Source organism: Pseudoxanthomonas sp. P4_B2 (genome assembly GCF_056402315.1).
The window spans coordinates 141657-160980 of record NZ_JBFUHQ010000005.1 but is presented as its reverse complement, the minus strand read 5'-3'; the positions used below and the strand labels follow the sequence as shown (position 1 = coordinate 160980).

The following is a 19324-nucleotide window of genomic DNA, read 5'->3' as shown; positions in this document are numbered from 1 at the left end:
CGGTTTCACCACGCTCTCTTACCCTCAAGCCAAAAGAGCTCGCGGCGGGACGCCGCTCCCACGAGAGTTCTACAGCTCGCCCAATCCTTCGGCTTTGCCGTCGGCCCCCAGCTGCAACAAGCGCAGCGTGTTGGTCGCGCCGTGCTGTTCCATATGGTCGCCGCTAGTGAAGATCACACGGTCGCCGGGAACCAGCCGGTTGAGGTCGCGCAAGATGCGCAGCGAATCGCGCGCGGCTTCGCGCGGGGCCAGGCCGCGGCTGTCGAAGGCGATGGGGAACACGTCGCGGATCATCGCCATCTTGCGGCGCGCGCCGTCATGGCGCGAGAACGCGTAGATCGGGGCGCTGGAACGGAAGCGAGAGAGATAGCGCGCGGTGCCGCCCGATTCGGTCATGGCCACAATGGCGCGCACACCGATGTGCTCGGACAGGAACATGGTAGCCATGGCAATGGCCTGGTCGGCGCGTTCCAGGTTGCGCGGCGCTTTCTCGAAGTCGGTATCCATCTGGAATTGTTTTTCCGCACCCAGGCAGATGCGCGCCATCGCTTCCACCGCCTTGACCGGATACGCGCCAGCAGCGGTTTCGGCCGACAGCATGACCGCGTCGGTACCGTCGATGACCGAGTTGGCCACGTCCAGCACTTCGGCGCGCGTGGGAATGGGGCTTTCGACCATCGACTGCAGCATCTGGGTGGCGGTGATCACCACTTTGTTGCGCGCCAGCGACTCGCGGATGATCTTCTTCTGCAGGCCGGGCAGTTCGGCGTCGCCGATTTCCACGCCCAGATCGCCACGGGCCACCATCACCACATCGCTGGCATCGATGATCTCGGCCAGGTTCTCGATGGCTTCGGTGCGTTCGATCTTGGAAACCAGCGCCGCATCGCAGCCGTGGCTCAGCGCGATGCGGCGCGCCTCATTCATGTCTTCGGCATTGCGGCAGAACGAGACGGCGATGAAGTCGACGCCGATCTTGGCGACGATGCCGATCAACTCCTTGTCACGTTCGGTCAATGCGCCCAGCGATAGTCCGCCACCCTGCTTGTTCAAGCCTTTGCGGTCGGAAAGCATGCCGTCGTTCAACACCGTGTTGACGATACGCTCGCCTTCCACGGATTCCACCCGCAGCTGCATCAAGCCATCGTCGAGCAGCAGCACGTCACCGGGCTGCACGTCGCCGGGCAGCCCCAGATAGCTGACACCCACCTGGCTGACGTCACCCAAGGGCGCATCGGCACTGGCGACCAGGTCGAAGCGGTCTCCGGTCTTCAACCGGACTTTGCCTTCGGCGAATTTTTCGATTCGGATCTTGGGACCCGGAAGGTCGGCCAGGATGCCGACCTCGGCACCTGCGCGTTGCGCGGCAGCGCGCACGGCCGCGGCGCGCTTGGCTTGGCCGGAAGGATCGCCGTGGGAAAAGTTGAGGCGCACTACGTTGACACCCGCGCGGAACAAATCATCCAGCACGCCGGGCGGGTCGGTCGCGGGACCAAGGGTGGCGAGGATTTTGGTGCGGCGTTGGCGGTCGGTCACGGATTGAGGCTCCCCTCTCTGAGAGCCGGGGAAATTAGCACATCAACGAGACCACTACGATGCCATTCCATACCGGAATCAGGAGATGGCCGGATTGTCGCGAGACAAACCTGACTCCGGCAGTCTCTATTGGTATTTAAATGGTATCCAATCGCTGCCGTGCGACGTTGCGGCGTCGATGTTGGGGCCGAGGTTCGGAGGCCTGCTCATGCCTCTGGTTCCGAGCTTCGCTTATCGACGTAGGGCTTGCCCTGTTGATAGAGCTTGAGTCTGGTCGTGTAGCCGTCCTCGTCCTTGCTGTCGTTGATCACCGTATCGGCGTCCCAGCCCCAGTACGCGGCATATTTCGAGATCGCCCTTCGCTGCGTCTCCGCCGCACGCGAATAATCCCCGGCCGCGGCCAGGCAGGCAGCTGCGGTGTCCAGAAAAGGCGCCATAAGGTCCGGCTTTTTCAGTATCGCTTCGGCTAGCTCCGCGCCCCGCTCGACGTTGCGCGCGGAAGGCTCGACTGCAGTGCAGAAGGCCCAGGCCATGTTGTTCACCGCCCAGGGCTCTCCCGCTTTATCCAGCGCTTCCCAGATCCCTACCGCACGCGTGCGGTCTTCGGCCGCACCGCTGCGATGGAAGAGCCATTCGGCATAACCCATTTTCGGATCGTTGTCGTCCGATGCCATGGCACGGTCGATCCAGATCTGCGCACTCTTGCGCTGATCCGCACCGAAGTCGCCGTCGAGATAGGCCAGAGCCAATTGCATCTGCGACGTGGTATCGCCGGCTTCCGCATCCTGCATCAGCCATTGCAGTGCCTTCGCCGTGTCTTTGGGCGTCCCCTTGCCTTGGATGGCAAGACGAGCTGCCCGGCGGCGCGCCTCCTGCGCATCGTCGTCGCCTGCCATGAGCACATACCAGTCGAATGCCTGCTTGACGGTCTGGCCGGCGTCCTGATGGTCCTGCTCATAGAGTTGCGCGAGCTGGAGCATGGCGTCGCTATCGTTCGATCCCACCGCCGCCATCAGCCAGCGCGCGGCGGATTTCCAGTTGTGCTGAAGATATTCCTGCTGGGAGAGGTACTTCATGGCGGCGGCGTTGCCGCCTAATGCCGCGCTTCGCATCCATCGCTGCGCCTGATCGCGGTCCGCTGGCGACGAATCTTTTCCCAACAGGTGGAACGCATAGGAACTTTGCGCGTATGCATCGCCAGCCTCGGCCGCAAGACGCAGCGAAGCAATACGCAGATCCTCGTTTTCCAGCTGGCGCCAATGTTCGGACAACCATGACTGACCCGCGCCGATGCCGTTGCTGCCCGCTGCCGACAACGCCTGCACCTCGGCATCGGACAGCGCTTTTTCCCCTTTGAGAATGCGTTGCGCCGCTTTCGCTGCCACGATCGCAGGCTTGCGCATGGCCTCGGCCAGCACCTTTCGCTCGGCGGCCTTGGGACGTTCGGTCATGTCGGCCATATGGAGGTATTCGAGGGCGACGCCCTCTTCGTTCCACAAGTGGCTGGCGGCCGAGAGCAGTTGATCGGCCAGGGCGGCATCACGCTTCACGCCGACCCCTTCGGCATGCAGGAAAGCGAGCAGAGTCATCGGCACCGCCTGCTTTTTCTCCGACAGGTCGATCAAGATGTCCGCCAGCCCGTCCGCGCAACCTTCGAAGGGCGAGGCGGTACAAAGCGTCGTCCACAGCCGCAACGACTGGATGCCGCCGTATCCCGCGCTGATGCGCACCGCCTTGACCTTGGCTTGCGCGCCTGCGGTCTCTCTGGCGATGTTCATGGCCTGCTGGTCGACCGCGGCGAGCTGCTTGGCGCCGGCCTGCGCATCCAGATAGAAATCGACCAGCAGATTCCGGTAGTACGGATAACCAGCGTATTCATTGGTGCCTTTCAGGGTAGCCACCGGATCCACATAGTCGAATACCAGGCGCGTTTCCCTGCCTTTCTCCTCGTCCCAAGCCGCCACCACCAGCGGATAGTGCCGTTCCGGACGGTACAGATCGAAATATTCGTTGCTTACTTTCAACCCTGCCATATTCAGCAGTGCATAGACATCCGCCGGTCCCAAGACGCGGATCGGCTTCGGCCACGGCTGCTGGCGACCGTTCTTCAAGGCTTCCTTGGAAAGCGCCAGCAAGGCTTGCTCGAGCTTTTCCGCCTTCTCCGTTTCGCCCGTGCCTTCCGCGCAAAGCAGCGCTCCGCGCAGGACCGCCACGCTTACGGGGGCCTTACCTACAGCGTCATCGAGCTCTGCACGATGTTCGCGACAAGCCTCGGCATCGATCCCTTCAGCGGAGTAACCGATTTTCTCCAGCGTCGCATACGCCGAATAGGCAGTGTCGAAATCGCTGGACTGCAGGAATTCGCTCCAGGCTTCCTCGGGCGCTTGCGCCACCCGGTCCACGCTCACGACCGCCGACGCTGCCAATGCATGCAAAGGCAACGCCAGCACCAGACACGCACAAATACGGAAACGCGCGACCGCCTTCATTTCGACTCCCCTTCCGTTTCCATCGTGCGCAGCAGCGCTTTGATGCGCTGCTCCCGCTCCTTGCCGCTGCTGGGCGCGGTCGGCGCGAAACTCAACCGGGTCGAGAGATCGTCGCGGACCATGCGAATCTGATCGATATGCACCGAAGTTTCCCCGGCCGCGAGCTCCCGCTGCTTGACGTCCAGGTCGTAACGCACGTCGACCTGATCGGGTCCAACGGTGATCTTGCGCCGATAGTCGAATGCGCTGGAAGAATGGCTGATGGCATCGCCAACGAAGGTGGGTTGCCATCCTTTCGGATAGACCACCTTGATCTCATGCGAATACTTGCCGGGCATGGCGAAATCCAGAGGGCCCTGGCGGGCCATCGAAGAAGGCAGGATGGAAACGGATTGCATCGATTCGGCGAAGAGGTCGATCGCCTTGTTGGCGCCCACCTCCTGGAAAGGAGCCTTGAGCAGGTAGGTTTCGTTGAGCTTGATGCGGTTGGTCTGGCGGTCGTCTTCCAACGCCGCTCCCGACAACACCGACAGTTCGCCGAAACGCTTGCGGTAGTAATCGGAATAGCGGCGGGCCATTTCGTCGGCGCGCTCGGAGGCGAAGGAGCGGCGCACATAATTGGCGGCGGCGCCCTGAAATACCGTCTCGATGGAAAGTTTCACTTCCGTTCCGTTCTTGGGAACCTCATATCGCTCTTGGACGGTGGTCGATTTCAGCACGGTCTGCGGCGGCTCCACCGCCTGCAATGCGGTGCCGCCCGGCGTCAGCGGCAACACCATGCCGTAAACGCTCAAGTCCACTGTCGCTGGATCCCCACCCTGCTGGATGAGGGTCGGATCCAGCCACAGGACGCGGTCCTTGAGGGTGGCGCGTACGATCACATGGTCGAAATCCGAAGCGGAAGGAACGAAATCCGCCACCCCACGGCCACGGTCGATCGACACCAGCGCGGGTACGGCTTCGATGTCCATGCGTTGCAACAGCGCCGCCAGCAGATAAGCCTTGTCCTTGCAGTCGCCGTACCTCCTCTGCCAGGTTTGCGACGGAGCTGCGGGACGGTGCGTGTTCTCGCCCATTTCCACGCCGAAATAGCGAATCTGATCCTGCACCGTTCGCAAGGCCGCAGCCATGCGTTCGTGTTCGTCCGGCAGCGCCCGCCATTGTTCCAGCTTCGATTCCAGCTCCGCGGGCAGTTCGCGCACTGGCGGATACAACGGCAAGCCCCAGGCCACCACGTCGGCCCAATTCTGGTCCAGCGCTACCTGCGCCTGGGGGTAGGGCTGGAACCACACCGGATAGCCTTCTTCATCGATCACCGCCGCGCGCGCGGTGGCGCGCATCGACACTTCCACCGACGAGGCGGTCTTCCGAATGATGGGTTCAGGCGATCCGTTGCTGCGATAGATGCGAGGGTGCGCGTCAGGCTCGAACAGCACGCGCAGGCTGGAGTCCAGCATCGGATTTGCCGACGCGAACCGTATCCAATCCGAGGCCTGTCCGGCCATCACAGGATTGCTGCCGATCACCGAATAGCTGATCCGCAACACGTCGCCGACCCGCACGTCCTCCAGCACGATCAGCGCGGTGACCACGCCATCGGACAGATCGTTCTCGAAACCGGCCTCGCGACGCGCCAGCGAAACCTTGTCCGCGGCCAGACGATCGCTCCAGCGTCCGTCGCGGCGCAAGTCAGCACGATGTATGACCAGCCTCTGGTATTCCGGATTGAACGAGATCTTGAATCTGCCCGCGTCCCCCAAATGGGCGGCGGACAGCGGTTCGAACGCATAGTCGACGTAGACTTCGTCGCGACCGCCGCGGCGGTCGGACTGCACCTCGTAGCGCCAGTACCGCCAGCGCTTTTCGTCCGCGCCAGGGGCCTTCGCATCCCATTTGTCGGGGATAGGCTTGCTGATGACGAAATCGGGAGTAGGCCCGACCTCGAACTGGAAATCTCCGCGGCGATGGGTTTCCGTCGCCTGCGCCGTCGCTGCCACCCACAGCAGCATTGCCATGATGATCCGCTGCATCTTCCCTGCCTTCCCCGAAACAGTTGAAATGACCGCATCGCGTCGCTGTCGCGCCTGCCCCCAAGCGTCAGCGTGCCATGGCGATGGCCTGCTCTAACTCTCTTTCCTCATCCCGCTGCGCGCCCCTGTAATGCCGCCACCGCCGGTAGCTCCTTGCCTTCCAGGAATTCCAGGAACGCACCGCCGCCGGTCGAGATGTAGCTAATGTCGTCGGCGATGCCGTACTTGTCCACTGCCGCGAGCGTATCGCCGCCGCCGGCGATGGAAAAGGCCTTGGAGGCGGCGATGGCGCGGGCCAGGGTCTCGGTGCCCTTGCCGAAGGCGTCGAATTCGAACACGCCGACAGGACCATTCCAGACCACGGTACCCGCATCGGCGATCATTTTCGCGTAATGCGCGGCCGTATCGGGGCCGATGTCTAGGATCATGTCGTCCGCGCCGACATCGGCGACCCGCTTGACGGTAGCTTTGGCATCGGTCTTGAATTCGGGAGCCACAACCACGTCGGTCGGGACCGGAATATCGGCGCCGCGCGCCTTGGCGTCTGCGATGATCTTGCGTGCCGTATCCAGCAGATCGTTCTCGACCAGCGACTTGCCCACCCCATGGCCTTCGGCAGCGATGAAGGTATTGGCGATGCCGCCGCCGACGATCAGCTGATCGACCTTGCCGACCAGGTTGGACAGCAGCTCCAGCTTGGTCGATACCTTGCTGCCGGCGACGATGGCCAGCAAAGGGCGCGCCGGCTTTTCCAGCGCCAACGCCAGCGCGTCCAGTTCCGCCATCAGCAATGGGCCGCCTGCCGCCTGTTTGGCGAAGCGGATCACGCCATGGGTGGAGGCCTGCGCGCGATGCGCGGTGCCGAAGGCGTCCATGACGAACACGTCGCATAGCGCGGCGTACTTCTTCGACAGGGCCTCATCGTCCTTGCCCTCACCTACGTTCATGCGGCAGTTCTCCAACAGCACGATTTGGCCGGGAGCGACCTCCACGCCGTCCACCCAATCCTTGACCAGCGGCACCTGCACGCCCAGCAATTCCGACAAGCGTGCGGCAACCAGCGCCAGCGAATCGGCTTCGCTCCACACGCCTTCCTTGGGCCGGCCCAAGTGCGAGGTGACCATGACTGCGGCGCCCTTCTCCAACGCCAGTTTCAAGGTGGGCAGCGATGCAGTGATGCGTTGTTCCGAGGTGATGCGTCCTGCCTCGATCGGCACGTTGAGATCCTGGCGGATCAGCACGCGCTTGCCGGCGAGGTCGAGATCGGTCATGCGAAGGATGGACATGGTGGGAATGTTCCGCGGTCGGGGGGCAGACCCCATTGTCCGGGCTTCAAGATGTGAGGGCAAACCACCGGCTTCCCTTCTTCCGGCGGGAGAAGGGAAAAGCTATTGCCGCTCAGGCTTCTTCAACAGACTGAAGGCGAATCCAGCCACGATCAACGCGCCACCGACCAGCAGCGCCCACAACAACCAGGCTTTCCAGTCGCGTTCCACCGGAGCTGGCGTCAATGCGGCGGCTCCGGCCAAAGGCTGGCTGTCGCCGAGCGTGGCGCTTGCCGGCTGCCAGTCCTGTCCTCGCTGCGCACGCAGGGCATCGACCAACTGCGGCAGGGGCGACTCGGCGCGCTGCGCGCGCGCGCTGCCCGCAAGCAGCGAATAGGGCGCCTTACCCTGGGCAAGGAATACGACGACTTCGGGTCGGTAGCCCAATCGCAGCGTCGGTGCGGTTTCATTGGCGTTGTTCTTGGGAATCAGCCGCCAATAATGGTCGCGATTCAACTGCTGCAGCGCCTGCGGCGGCGAGCGGTTGGAACCGCTGTTTCCTTCCAACTGAAAAGCCATCCACGGGGCGGCGGCGAACTGCCATTCCGATTCCTCGCTGTCGCGCGATTTCAGGATCCACTCATTGGAACTGTTGCCGGGCAACGCCAAGTCGGCACGCTCGAACGGAAAACGCCCCTGGACCTGGTACTCGAAGGACACCGCGCCGTCTTTATCGACAACGCGCTTGCCGCTGATTTCCTCCCACTGCCATTCCTCTACGACCTGCGCCGGCGCGAACTCCGCAGTCACCCTAGTCAGGACCAGCATGCGCTGATCTTTCCGCAACGGCTCCAGGCGCAGATATTTCGCCTTCACGCCGTCCAGCTCGATGCGATTTTCGAAGATGCGCGCGTCGTTGTTCTGCAGTTCGACCAGATGGCCTTCTTCCTGCACGGTCCGCCAGCTTTTCAGGTCGTCGGAGGCGGTGACCCGATAAGGCCGGTCGAACGGCGCCAGCCCTGCGGCCCAGGCGATCCGCAAAGCCCGCACGGGTTCATGCAAACGACTGGTGTCGATCACGTATTCGGTGCCGGGCGCTTCTGTCGTAGTTCCGGTATCGCTCATCACCACGCGGCGCAGACTGCCGTCGGCGGCGATCTCGCTGATCGAGGCGATATCGCGCGATTGCGAGGTACTGGACGGCAGCGGAAACCACGGCACGTCCACCGTATTCGCCGGTTTGGCCAGCGGCTGTTCGGCATCGAACAACGAAGCCGCCATCTCCCCGCCATCGGCATTCACCACCGCCAGATCCTTCAGCGTAGGCGACTGCAGCTGCTGGTAGACCGTTCGATCCAACACCACGCGATAGGCGCCAGCGTCCTGCTCTGCCAGCGTCAGCGGCCACTGCTGCGCGTAATCGTCGCGGGTGCCGGCGAAGGCCGCCAGCGGCAACAGGGCAGCCGACAAGATCAGGGCGAAACGTTTCATGCGGTTGCTTCCTCGATTGCGGTGCGCGGCGGCGCCGGCGCGAAATAACCCACCAGCGTGCACAACAAGCCGTAAGCGATGAAGGAGCCGATGCCCAGCAGGTTGCCGAGGTGTTGCCGGTCGACGAATACCAGCTTGGCCAACACCACACCCATCAGCACCGCGCCGGCCAGCCACAGACCGCGATGGCCGCGGCGCGAGCCGATCACCCAGCCCAACACGCCCAGCACACTCCACACCACGGTCAGGCTTGTCTGCGCGAGACTGGTGGAGAGCATGTCGGCTCCCCACTCCACGCTGCCCCAGTGATGCACGGCGCGTAGGGTGATGAAGGTGACCATCAGGAAGCCGGCACTGGCCATCTTGAAGATGCGCAGTCTTTGCAGCCAATCCGGCGCCTGTTCCGACCACAGCCAGCGGGCGGCCAGCGCCAGCACCGCTAGTTGCGCCAGTTCCATCGGATTCAACACCGGCACCCATGCCAGTGGCGCGCTATCGCCGGCCTGGAACAAGGCGATCAGCCACCACAGCCCCAGCAAGAGGAAGTACACCGTCTGCAGAGCGGTTCGATAGGGATCGAAACGCTCGCCCTGCGGTGCGGCCAGCCAGTTCCAACGGAACAGAGACAGCGTTGCTGCGCCCAACCACGGCAAAGCCAGCAGCGCGATCCGCCAGCCCTGCGCCAGCTCGAAGCGATCGGCCAACCATGAGAACAGCAGCGAGATCACCGTGGGCCAGACCAGCCACCAGGCGAACTGCGCCCAACCGGCGAATCGATCGGCGCTGGCCCGCAGGCAGAGCAGACTGCGGATACCGAGCACGGCGAACAGCAGCCATGCCCACAAACCGTAACCCGCGAACGGCTGTACATGCGCGTCCATCTGCGCCAAAGCCAGCGGAATGGCAGCGACGAAACCAGCTAGCGTGGTCAGCGCCAGCGCGGAGGCGTGCTTCTTGCGATGCACTTCCGCAGCCAGCCAACCGGTCGCTGCGACGAACGCAAGCAGCGCGTCAGCGCGTACCGCCGGAGCGACAAAGCCGCCGATTTCGTTGATCGCATTGCCGCACCACCACAACAAGCCCCACAGGTAATACAGCAACGCGATCTGCGATTTGCCTTCGCGGCGGTACGCCCATGCACTGGCGAATCCGGCCAAAGCGATCAGCAGCGCGCCCATGAAAGTGGGATTGGCCATGGCCTGCTCGTCCGGCCAGTAAGCCGACGCGCCGATCAAAAGCGCGGCGGCGGCGGCCAGCTGCAATCCCGCGCCGGTGAGCTGCGGCAACCAGCGCCGCTGGCGCAGGCCCAACCAAGCTAGTGCCGCGCCTTCCAGCGCGAATACCGAAGCGGTAGCGCGCGCCGACAACGCCAGCGGCACCGCCAGCGTGGCGAAACCGACCGCGAGCAGCGCGTACGAAACGCCCAACGCCGCGTAACGCTCGCGATGGATGAACAGTTTCGCCAGCACCGCGTACAACGCGCCCAGCCCCAGCGCGCACAAGGCCAGCGGCATGCGCGGACTTTCGTCGGTGGGCATCAGCAGTGCCGCCTGCAGCGAGAACACGATCAGCGGCGTGCCGAACACCAGGCAGCCATCGATGAAATCTCCACGGCTGGCGGGCTGCTTGCGCGCGTACAGGATCGGGATGATCAGGTAAAAGGCGAAGAACAGCAGCAGGAAAGGTTCGGTACTGGCGAACTTGCTGGCGTTGTACTGCAACACGCCCCACACCGTGCCGATGCCGAAGGTGAAAACGAAACCCAGCAGGTTGAGCACGCGCCACGGACGCCACCAGGCGATGGCCAGGATCGCCGCGTTCAACACCGCGTAATAAGAGAACAAGGCGACGTGGTTGCCGCTACCGGTGGACAGCCAGATCGGCGCCATGAAGCCGGCCAGGATGCCGAGCACCGCCAGCGTCTTCGAGTTCTGCACCACGGCCAGCACGCCGACGCCGGCGATCAGCACGACGCTGATTCCGAAAGCAGGCGCGGCTTCGAGTAGGCCGTACATCTTGAAAGCGGCGAACACAGTCAGCAGCAGCACGCCGATGGCCCCGCCTTGCACCGCTAGCGCGAACGATCGTTTGCTCTCGCGCTGGCGCCAGCCGAACACCAGTCCCGCCAGCGCGGCAGCGGAAATGCCGGCCAGCCGCAGTTCGATCGGCACGGTCAGCCAACCCTGGTCGCTCGCGTACTTCAGCAACGCGGCCACGCCGGCCAGTAGCACCAGCATGCCGATCTTCACCGGCACGTTGCCCACGGTGAACCAGCGCTTGATCGCGCGGGCGGCCACGGTGAATACGTCCGGTGTGGAGGGAGGCGGCGGCGAAGGACGCGGTGGCGCGGCAGGAATGCGTGGCGTAGCGGGCAAGGGCGGTGGCAACGGCGCGACGGTCGGATCGGCCACTTGCGCCTGCCGGATCGGCGCGGCGGGTTCCTGCACCGAGGGAGTGCGCGTCAGCTCGGCAAGCGTGGGCTCACGCGCGGTCTCTGGCGGCACGAATGCCTCTTCGTCCGTCGATGGCGCGTAAGGGGGACGATAGGCAGACTCGGGGTGTGCCCGCACCGGCGTTGCGACGCCTGGCTGCTGGCGATAGACCGCTTCTTCCAGTTCACCGACTCGCCGCTTCAATCCACTGATGGAAACCAGCGCCATGATCAGCAGGATCGGCACCGCCAACACCACCAAGCCGAGTAGAACCAGTATGCCCGCCAGATCGCCCATCCGTGTACTTCCCCTATGCGTGTGCTTGCCGAGCCTCAGTCAAAGCCGACGTATTTGCAACACGGTTCCCCCAGGTGCCGCGCCACTCGACCCACAGTAGCGGATTGTTGTACCTCAAACGACAGGAGCGCCACTCGGGCGCTCCTGTAAATATTCCGTTGGACGTGTTGCGGCTTACTTCGCCGCAACCACCCGCACCATTTCCAGGCATTTGTTGGAATAGCCCCATTCGTTGTCGTACCAGCTGACCAGCTTGACGAAGGTGCTGTCCAGAGCGATGCCGGCATCGGCATCGAAGATGGAGGTGCGCGCGTCGCCGCGGAAATCAGTGGCGACGACCTTGTCTTCGGTGTAGCCCAGGATGCCCTTCAGCGCGCCTTCGCTCTGCGCCTTCATTTCCGCGCAGATCTCGGCGTAGGTGGCATCCTTTTCCAGCTCCACGGTCAGATCGACCACCGACACGTCGGAGGTGGGCACGCGGAACGACATGCCGGTCAGCTTCTTGTTCAATTCCGGGATCACCACGCCAACCGCCTTGGCCGCACCGGTGCTGGAAGGAATGATGTTCTCCAGGATGCCGCGGCCACCGCGCCAATCCTTGTTGCTGGGACCATCGACGGTTTTCTGGGTGGCGGTGGTGGCATGCACGGTGGTCATCAGGCCGCGCTTGATGCCCCACTTGTCGTTGATCACCTTGGCGATGGGCGCCAGACAGTTGGTGGTGCAGCTGGCGTTGGAGATGATCGCTTCGCCGGCGTATTTTTTGTCGTTGACGCCGAATACGAACATCGGCGTGTCATCCTTCGACGGCGCCGACAGGATGACTTTTTTCGCGCCCGCGTCGAGATGCTTCTGCGCGGTGGCCTTGTCCAGGAACAGACCGGTCGATTCGATCACCACTTCGGCACCGACGGCGTCCCATTTCAGGTTGGCCGGATCGCGTTCCTGGGTCAGGCGGATGCGGTTGCCGTTGATCACCAGGTGATCGCCATCGATGGAGACTTCGCCATCGAAGCGGCCGTGCACGGAGTCGTAGCGCAGCATATAGGCCAGGTAGTCCGGCTCCAGCAGATCGTTGATGGCCACGATCTGGATGTCGCTGCCGAAGTTCTGCACCGCCGAGCGCAACACGTTGCGGCCGATGCGGCCGAAGCCATTGATGCCAACCTTGATCGCCATGAAGCTACTCCTGATTGAAAACGGGATGATGAAGACGGGGTGATGAAGACGGGGACGGGAAAGACCGGTATTTTAGCGGCATCCCGCACTCGCTTTAACCCCCCAATATAAGGTTTCTGAATGCGTCGCCCGCTCTTAACGACTTTCTTGCAGACAATCCTGCTCGTATTTCTGCCTTTTCTCGCAACCCACGCCCTGGCCTGGTCCGGCCCGGGACACCGGCTGGTGGGAGAACTCGCCCAGCGTCATCTCACCCCGGCCGCCAATGCGCAGGTCGCGGCGCTGTTGCAAGGCGAACCGGAGCCCAGCCTTGCCGGCGTGGCTTCGTGGGCCGATACGCTGCGCAAGAGCAGTCCTGAAAGCTACAAGAGGACCGAGCGTTGGCATTACATCAATTTTCCGGTCGGAACCTGCGTCTATCGTCCCCAGCGCGACTGTCCCGACGGCAACTGCGTGGTAGGCCAGATCGAGCGCCAGCGCGCGATCTTGGGCGATCGCGCCCAGTCGCTGTCGGCGCGGCGCGACGCCCTCAAATTCCTGGTGCATTTCGTCGGCGACGTGCATCAACCTTTGCACGCCAGCAATCGCAAGGACAAGGGTGGCAATGATTTCCAGATCAGTCTGCGTACCGACCTGCAGCCGGAGGCTTACGCGCAGAAAAACTACGTGGACGGTGTGATGGGCACCAACCTGCATTCCGTCTGGGATTACTACATTCTCGCTTCGAAAGGTCTGTCTTCTTCGCTGTACGCCGATCGGCTGTCAGCATTGCCTTGGCCACCCAAGCTACCTAGCAAATCCATGTACCCCGCCGACTGGGCTGGCGAATCCTGCAAGCTGATCGATTCGCAGCGCCTTTATCCCAAGTCGCACAAGATGGACAGCCGCTACCTGGATGCGCAGCGGCCGCTGGCCGAACGGCAGCTGGAAATCGCCGCGAAGCGGCTGGCCGATCTGCTCAACGCCACTCTGACCGACTGACCTCCGCCATGCGACCGATCGTCCATCCCTTGCACCACGCCGATACCGGCACCTGGAGCTATGTGGTTGCGGACCCGGCCACGCGTAAGGCGGCGATCATCGACCCGGTGCTGGACTTCGATGCCAAATCCGCACGCATCGCCGGCACCTCCGCGCAGAAACTGCTGGATATCGTGGAACAGCAGGCCTACGACGTGCGCTGGCTGCTGGAAACCCATGCCCACGCCGACCATCTCTCGGCCGCGCAGTGGCTGAAGCAGAGACTTCCCGCAGCCATCCTGGCGATCGGCACCGGCATCCGCGCGGTGCAGGAAACTTTTGCACCCACGCTCGATCCCGATGGCGAGCTCGCCACCGACGGTTCTCAGTTCGACCGGCTGTTCGGCGATGACGAGTGTTTTGAAATAGGTTCCCTGCCGGCGCGTACGATTCCTGTACCCGGCCACACGCACGACAGCCTGGCTTATCTGATCGGCGACGCCTTGTTCACCGGCGATTCGTTGTTCATGCCCGACGCCGGCACCGCGCGCTGCGACTTCCCGGGCGGCGACGCGGCGACGCTGTATCGTTCCATTCGCCGGCTCTACGACGGGTTGCCGGACGACACGCGGGTATTCGTCTGCCACGACTATGGCCCTGGAGGCCGCGAAGTCGCCTGCGAAACCACCATCGGCGAGCAACGGCGCAGCAACATCCATGTCCACGACGGCGTGGACGAAAACGCCTTCGTAACACTACGCAAAGCACGCGATGCCACACTCGGGGTGCCGGCCTTGATCCTGCCCTCGCTGCAGGTCAACCTGCGCGGCGGCGCCTTGCCCGAACCCGAAGGCAATGGCGTGCGCTACCTGCGGATTCCCCTCGATTCGTTGTGAGAAAGGCATGATCGTTTTTTCAGCATGTTGCAGAGTCGCGATAGGCCTCCTCCTGCTTGGCGCCGTTTCATCGCCGCGCGCGCAGGATCATAGCCATGCATCCGACCCCAGCTCCCCTTCACCGCTGTCGGTGCCGCTGGATCAAGCGACGCTGGCTACGCTTCCACGCACGGCCGTCGTCGTCACCACACAGGGCAAGACCGTGACTTGCACCGGCGTCAGGCTTTCGGCCCTGCTGACCCGCGCCGGAGTGTTGTCGGCAGAACACCTGCACGGCCCTGCGTTGGCCAGCTACGTGCTGGTGACGGCTCGCGATGGCCAGCGCGTGATCTATTCGCTGGCCGAGCTGGAGCCCACGCTCGGCAACAGCAACGTGATGCTGGTGAATCAGTGCGACGACAAACCTTTGCCCGATGACAGCGGCCCCTTGCGCCTGATCGCGCCCGAAGAATCGCGATCCGGGCGCTGGCTGCGCCAGGTGCAGTCGATCACCGTGGTGGCTGCGCCATGAGCGGCCCGACGCTGAGGGCGTGGAGTTGCCTGCTTGCGTTGCTCCTGCTCTCATTGGTTCCGCCCGGCGACGGTTTGCGGGCTGCGGAGAAAAGCGAACCGTTGAGCGTGTTCGCTGCCGCCAGCCTCAAAGAATCGCTGGATGAAGCAGCCGCTGCGTACCAAAAGGCCAGCGGACAGACCGTACGCGTTTCCTATGCCGCCAGTTCGGCGCTGGCACGCCAGATAGAACAAGGGGCGCCGGCTGATGTGTTCCTTTCTGCCGACCTGGAGTGGATGGACTATTTGCAGCAGCGCAAGCTCATCGATTCCAAGACCCGACGCAATCTGCTGGGCAACACACTGGTGCTGGTGGCGCCGGCCAGCGGCGATGTTGCACCGGTGCAACTAAGTTCGGGCGTCGATCTACTGCCTCGGCTAGGCGAAAAAGGCCGCATCGCGCTTGGAATGACCGCCAGCGTGCCTGCCGGCAAATATGCGAAGGCTTCTTTCACGTCGCTAGGCGTATGGAAATCGCTCGAACCGCGTACTGCCGAGGCCGAGAGCGTGCGTGCAGCGCTGATGCTGGTGGCGCGTGGCGAAGCGCCGCTGGGCGTCGTCTACGGCAGCGACGCGAAAGCAGAACCGAAGGTCAGGGTGGTCGGAGTTTTCCCGGAGAATACCCACGCGCCTATCGTCTATCCGGTCGCACGCATCGCAGCGAGCAGGAATCCAAGCGCCGCCGCATTCGTACGCTGGCTGGCCACGCCCGCGGCGTCGAAGATCTTCCGCGCGCATGGCTTCAAGGTGCTCTAGGCATCGCTCGTCCGCATGTCGCTATTCACCGCCGATGAACTCACTGCGATCGCGCTCAGCCTGAAGGTCGCCAGCGTGGCCGCGCTGGCCAGCCTTCCGTTCGGCATCGCGCTTGGCTGGGTGCTTGCGCGCAAGCGTTTCCCCGGCAAATCTCTGCTCGATGCGCTGGTGCATTTGCCCTTGGTCCTGCCGCCGGTGGTGGTCGGCTATGTGCTGCTGGTGAACTTCGGCAACCAGGGGACGATCGGCAAGTTCCTGGCTTCGTTCGGCGTCGACTTCGCTTTCCGCTGGACCGGCGCGGCGTTGGCTAGCGCCATCATGGGTTTCCCGTTGATGGTGCGTGCAATCCGGCTTTCGATCGAAGCTACCGATCGTCGCTTGGAACAGGCGGCCTCCACCCTTGGCGCCAGTCCGTGGCGCGTGTTTCGCACGATCACTTTGCCGCTCGCATGGCCGGGCATCGTCGCCGGCGCGGTGCTCGCCTTCGCCAAGGCGCTGGGCGAATTCGGCGCCACCATTACTTTCGTTTCCAACATCCCGGGCGAAACGCAAACGCTTTCCTCGGCGATTTACGGACTGCTGCAGGTACCAGGCGGCGAGTCCGGAATCTGGCGACTCGCAATCGTGGCGGTAGGCATCTCGCTGCTGGCGCTGTTGTTGTCGGAATGGCTGACCCGCCGCCAGCGCGAAGATGAGGTGCACTGATGTTGTCGCTGGACCTGAAGCTTCGCCGGGGCTCGTTCGAGCGGCATGTACGCATCGAAGACGCCGCGCGCGTGATCGCGCTCAGCGGCCATTCGGGCGCTGGCAAAACCAGTGTGCTGCACGCGATTGCCGGATTGGTGAAGCCGCTGTCCGGCCATATCGAGATCGATGGCCGCCGCCTGTTCGACAGCGAGCGTGGCATCGACATCGCGCCGCATCGCCGCCACGTCGGCTACGTCTTCCAGGACACCCGCCTGTTCCCGCATCTGGACGTTCGCAGGAATCTGCAATATGGGCGCCGCCCAAGCGATGCAGCCAATGCGTTCGGCTTCGACGCGGTGGTGGCGCTGTTGGGAATCGGTCCGTTGCTGGAGCGCCGAACCGTTAACCTCTCCGGCGGCGAGGCCCAGCGCATCGCACTGGGCCGCGCCCTGCTCTCGCAACCCGCGCTGCTGCTGCTCGACGAACCGCTATCGATGCTGGACCAGGCGCGGCGTGAGGAACTGATCCCCTATCTGCAACGCGTGCGCGATGAAACCACGCTGCCCATCGTCTACGTCAGCCACTCCGCCGATGAGGTGAAGCGGCTGACCCAGGCGGTGCATGTGCTGGATTGAGAATGCGCCCAAGTTAATGGCTGTCGCTTCTGCTACCGGGGCGATGATTTCGCCTTAGCCAACTCCGGGTACATTTCTTCAAGCGGCGGCGTTTCCCGCCAGAATTTCACCGGCACCCGCACCCGGCTGGGAACCGCCTTTCCATTGACGCGTCGGGGAATATAGACGTCCCGGACCACCATCTCGCGCGCATCGTTACTGGTGAGGGCACCAACCGGCTTGACTTCCTCGATCTCGACCCTCAAAACGCGTCCATCCGCATCCAGATGAAGCAATAATGTCGCTTCGCCATCGTCCTTGACCATGCCCACCATGCGGATAGGCTCGACCTGGCGGAAAGCGCCATCATCGTCAATGACTAAGGTGGGCGATGCGCGCCGCTGCACGCGGTCCTTCTGCAGAGGAATGATGCGGTCAGGAGGCATTTTTGAAAACGTCAGGACCGGAGAACGCCCTTGCGCATCGGCGAGAGAAGCCAGATCGATCGCCACCGGGCTGTTGCTGTTCAGCGTCTGCTCTTTCTTCGTTTCACGACCGTTGCTGGTGAGCGTCCATTCGATCCTAGGCGCATCCGCATTGCCGCTCGCTTTTATTCGCATAGACCAAGTCGATTCCGGAATTGCGGATTTCAGGACGAGGTCCGAGTATCCGTTCAGCATGGCGTTGGTTGATTTGTCCTCAGCGGTATACATGGAAGGCCCTTCCATTTGCACCTGCATACCCTCGGGGATACGTACGTTGACGATCGCAATAGCATGTTCGTCCACATAGCCTTGGAGGATAGGGGCTTGTCCGTTCGAGGGCTGGGATGCCCACGCCATGTAGCTGCTTCCGAGCAAAACGACCAGCACGCTGGCCACCCCGATCCGTCCACGTAGTTTTCCGGGCAACGGTCGCTTAAGCATCATGATTCTCTCCTTCAACGATTGGCTGGACTGCCAATGGCAGCCGACCGGCAGTCCAAGGACGGCCAGCTGCGTTTTCAACATCGCTTCTGCATAAGTGCGGCGGCGATCGGGAAACTGTCCCAGCACCACCGCATCGCACGCCATTTCCTGATCCTGCCGGAACCGCGAAGCGGCCCAGTGCAGCAACGGGTTGAACCAGTACGCGCAACGCAGCGCCACAACAGTCAGATTGACAGTGGTGTCGCCGCGGCGCAGATGCGCGCGTTCGTGGGCCAGAACCATTTCTCCTTCTCGCGACGGATAGCGGGCTTCGAAGTCGGCAGGCAACACGATGCGTGGTTTCCAAGCCCCCACCACTGCCGGACAAGCATCCGCCGCCTGCGATACGAATATTCCATCGCCAACGGGCGAAATGACCCCCAGCGCACGCAGGTAGCGGCGTTGCATGCGATAGAAGAACAGCGCCGCGAAGACCATGCCGCAGGACCACAGCAACGGCAGCCAGAGGCGATAGTCCGGCAATGCGATGGCTGTGGAAGCCGGTGCGACGGACTGTATCGGCGCCATGTTCATAGCGACCAAAGCCCCGCGGGCGAGCGTGGCCGCTTCGCGAACCGGCGCGGGCAGCAGCACCGCCAACATCGCGAGGGGAACCAGCCACCAGGCGAGATAAGCGACCCGTGCGCCGAACAATCGGCGCAGTGGCGTCCTGATCGTCAGTACCAGCAACAGCGCCAAGGTCATCGCCAGCGTGGTGAGCGTTAACGCCTGGATGAGTTCATTCGCCATCGTCGAGCTCCCGGACCAAACGCTTGAGTTCGGCGATATCGGCCGCCGACAACTTTCCACGCTCGCTGAAGTGCGCCACCAGCGGCGCCACGCGCCCGCCGAACAGCCGCTCCAGCATTCCCTCGCTCTGCTGCCCGATCCACACTTCGCGGGCCAGCACCGGCGAGTACAGATAGCGGCGGCCTTCCTTTTCCGCCTGGAGGGCGCCTTTGTTCAACAAGCGGTTCAACAGCGTCTTGACGGTCGGCTCGGCCCAATCGGTATGCTCGGATAGCGCGATCACGACTTCATCGGCCCCCATCGGACTCTTCTTCCATAGCACTTCCATCACCATGGCCTCGGCTTCGCTGATCTGCATATCGATTACACCTGTAAATGTTTTACGATTACGCCTGTAATCAACGAGCCTGTCAAGTACCCGGACG

General features: G+C 63.0%; 15 protein-coding genes. 6 read left to right on the top strand and 9 right to left on the bottom strand.

Going from position 1 to position 19324, the window contains the following annotated elements:
* Positions 1 to 69: 69 nt before the first annotated feature.
* The 7 genes from pyk to gap form a co-directional block, all read right to left on the bottom strand.
* Positions 70 to 1536 (bottom strand): pyruvate kinase, encoded by a 1467-nt coding sequence (gene pyk, locus AC1DTQ_RS13625; RefSeq protein ID WP_477850272.1) that lies wholly within the window; start codon positions 1534 to 1536, stop codon positions 70 to 72.
* Between the two features lie 206 nt (positions 1537 to 1742).
* The gene (locus AC1DTQ_RS13620) at positions 1743 to 4025 is read right to left on the bottom strand and encodes a tetratricopeptide repeat protein (protein WP_477850271.1); all 2283 of its coding nucleotides are present in this window, start codon (positions 4023 to 4025) and stop codon (positions 1743 to 1745) included.
* Positions 4022 to 6055, bottom strand: a complete 2034-nt coding sequence (locus AC1DTQ_RS13615) for a DUF3857 domain-containing transglutaminase family protein (RefSeq protein ID WP_477850270.1) — start codon at positions 6053 to 6055, stop codon at positions 4022 to 4024. Before AC1DTQ_RS13615 ends, AC1DTQ_RS13620 begins: the two co-directional genes overlap by 4 nt.
* 107 nt (positions 6056 to 6162) lie before the next feature.
* Entirely contained in the window at positions 6163 to 7341 is a 1179-nt protein-coding gene (locus AC1DTQ_RS13610) for a phosphoglycerate kinase (RefSeq protein ID WP_477850269.1), read from the bottom strand.
* A 102-nt stretch (positions 7342 to 7443) separates the two neighbouring features.
* On the bottom strand, positions 7444 to 8811 hold the full coding sequence (locus AC1DTQ_RS13605; RefSeq protein ID WP_477850268.1) for a DUF3999 domain-containing protein: 1368 nt from the start codon (positions 8809 to 8811) through the stop codon (positions 7444 to 7446).
* Positions 8808 to 11531 carry a DUF2339 domain-containing protein gene (locus AC1DTQ_RS13600; protein ID WP_477850616.1) on the bottom strand — a complete coding sequence of 908 codons (2724 nt, stop codon included), beginning with the start codon at positions 11529 to 11531 and terminating at the stop codon, positions 8808 to 8810. The genes AC1DTQ_RS13605 and AC1DTQ_RS13600 overlap by 4 nt, the downstream gene beginning before the upstream one ends.
* Before the next feature lie 183 nt (positions 11532 to 11714).
* On the bottom strand, positions 11715 to 12719 hold the full coding sequence (gene gap / locus AC1DTQ_RS13595; RefSeq protein WP_477850267.1) for a type I glyceraldehyde-3-phosphate dehydrogenase: 1005 nt from the start codon (positions 12717 to 12719) through the stop codon (positions 11715 to 11717).
* Positions 12720 to 12839: 120 nt separating this feature from the next.
* Here gap and AC1DTQ_RS13590 point away from each other — a divergent pair, with 120 nt between their 5' ends.
* From AC1DTQ_RS13590 to AC1DTQ_RS13565, 6 genes are all read left to right on the top strand, one after another.
* Positions 12840 to 13700 carry a S1/P1 nuclease gene (locus tag AC1DTQ_RS13590; RefSeq protein ID WP_477850266.1) on the top strand — a complete coding sequence of 287 codons (861 nt, stop codon included), beginning with the start codon at positions 12840 to 12842 and terminating at the stop codon, positions 13698 to 13700.
* 8 nt (positions 13701 to 13708) lie between these two features.
* The gene (locus AC1DTQ_RS13585; protein ID WP_477850264.1) at positions 13709 to 14575 is read left to right on the top strand and encodes an MBL fold metallo-hydrolase; all 867 of its coding nucleotides are present in this window, start codon (positions 13709 to 13711) and stop codon (positions 14573 to 14575) included.
* A 130-nt stretch (positions 14576 to 14705) separates the two neighbouring features.
* A complete protein-coding gene (locus tag AC1DTQ_RS13580; RefSeq protein ID WP_477850262.1) occupies positions 14706 to 15086 on the top strand; it encodes a molybdopterin-dependent oxidoreductase in 381 nt (126 codons plus the stop codon).
* Positions 15083 to 15880: a molybdate ABC transporter substrate-binding protein gene (gene modA / locus AC1DTQ_RS13575; RefSeq protein ID WP_477850260.1), complete on the top strand. Its 798-nt coding sequence runs from the start codon at positions 15083 to 15085 to the stop codon at positions 15878 to 15880. Before AC1DTQ_RS13580 ends, modA begins: the two co-directional genes overlap by 4 nt.
* Positions 15881 to 15895: 15 nt before the next feature.
* On the top strand, positions 15896 to 16585 hold the full coding sequence (gene modB, locus AC1DTQ_RS13570) for a molybdate ABC transporter permease subunit (RefSeq protein ID WP_477850259.1): 690 nt from the start codon (positions 15896 to 15898) through the stop codon (positions 16583 to 16585).
* Complete coding sequence (locus AC1DTQ_RS13565) at positions 16585 to 17202, top strand: ATP-binding cassette domain-containing protein (protein ID WP_477850258.1); 618 nt, start codon at positions 16585 to 16587, stop codon at positions 17200 to 17202. Before modB ends, AC1DTQ_RS13565 begins: the two co-directional genes overlap by 1 nt.
* 32 nt (positions 17203 to 17234) lie before the next feature.
* Here the strand turns inward: AC1DTQ_RS13565 and AC1DTQ_RS13560 are convergent, their stop codons facing one another.
* Together AC1DTQ_RS13560 and AC1DTQ_RS13555 are read right to left on the bottom strand one after the other, a co-directional pair.
* Positions 17235 to 18899: a M56 family metallopeptidase gene (locus AC1DTQ_RS13560; protein WP_477850256.1), complete on the bottom strand. Its 1665-nt coding sequence runs from the start codon at positions 18897 to 18899 to the stop codon at positions 17235 to 17237.
* On the bottom strand, positions 18889 to 19257 hold the full coding sequence (locus AC1DTQ_RS13555; RefSeq protein ID WP_477850255.1) for a BlaI/MecI/CopY family transcriptional regulator: 369 nt from the start codon (positions 19255 to 19257) through the stop codon (positions 18889 to 18891). Before AC1DTQ_RS13555 ends, AC1DTQ_RS13560 begins: the two co-directional genes overlap by 11 nt.
* Positions 19258 to 19324: the final 67 nt, after the last annotated feature.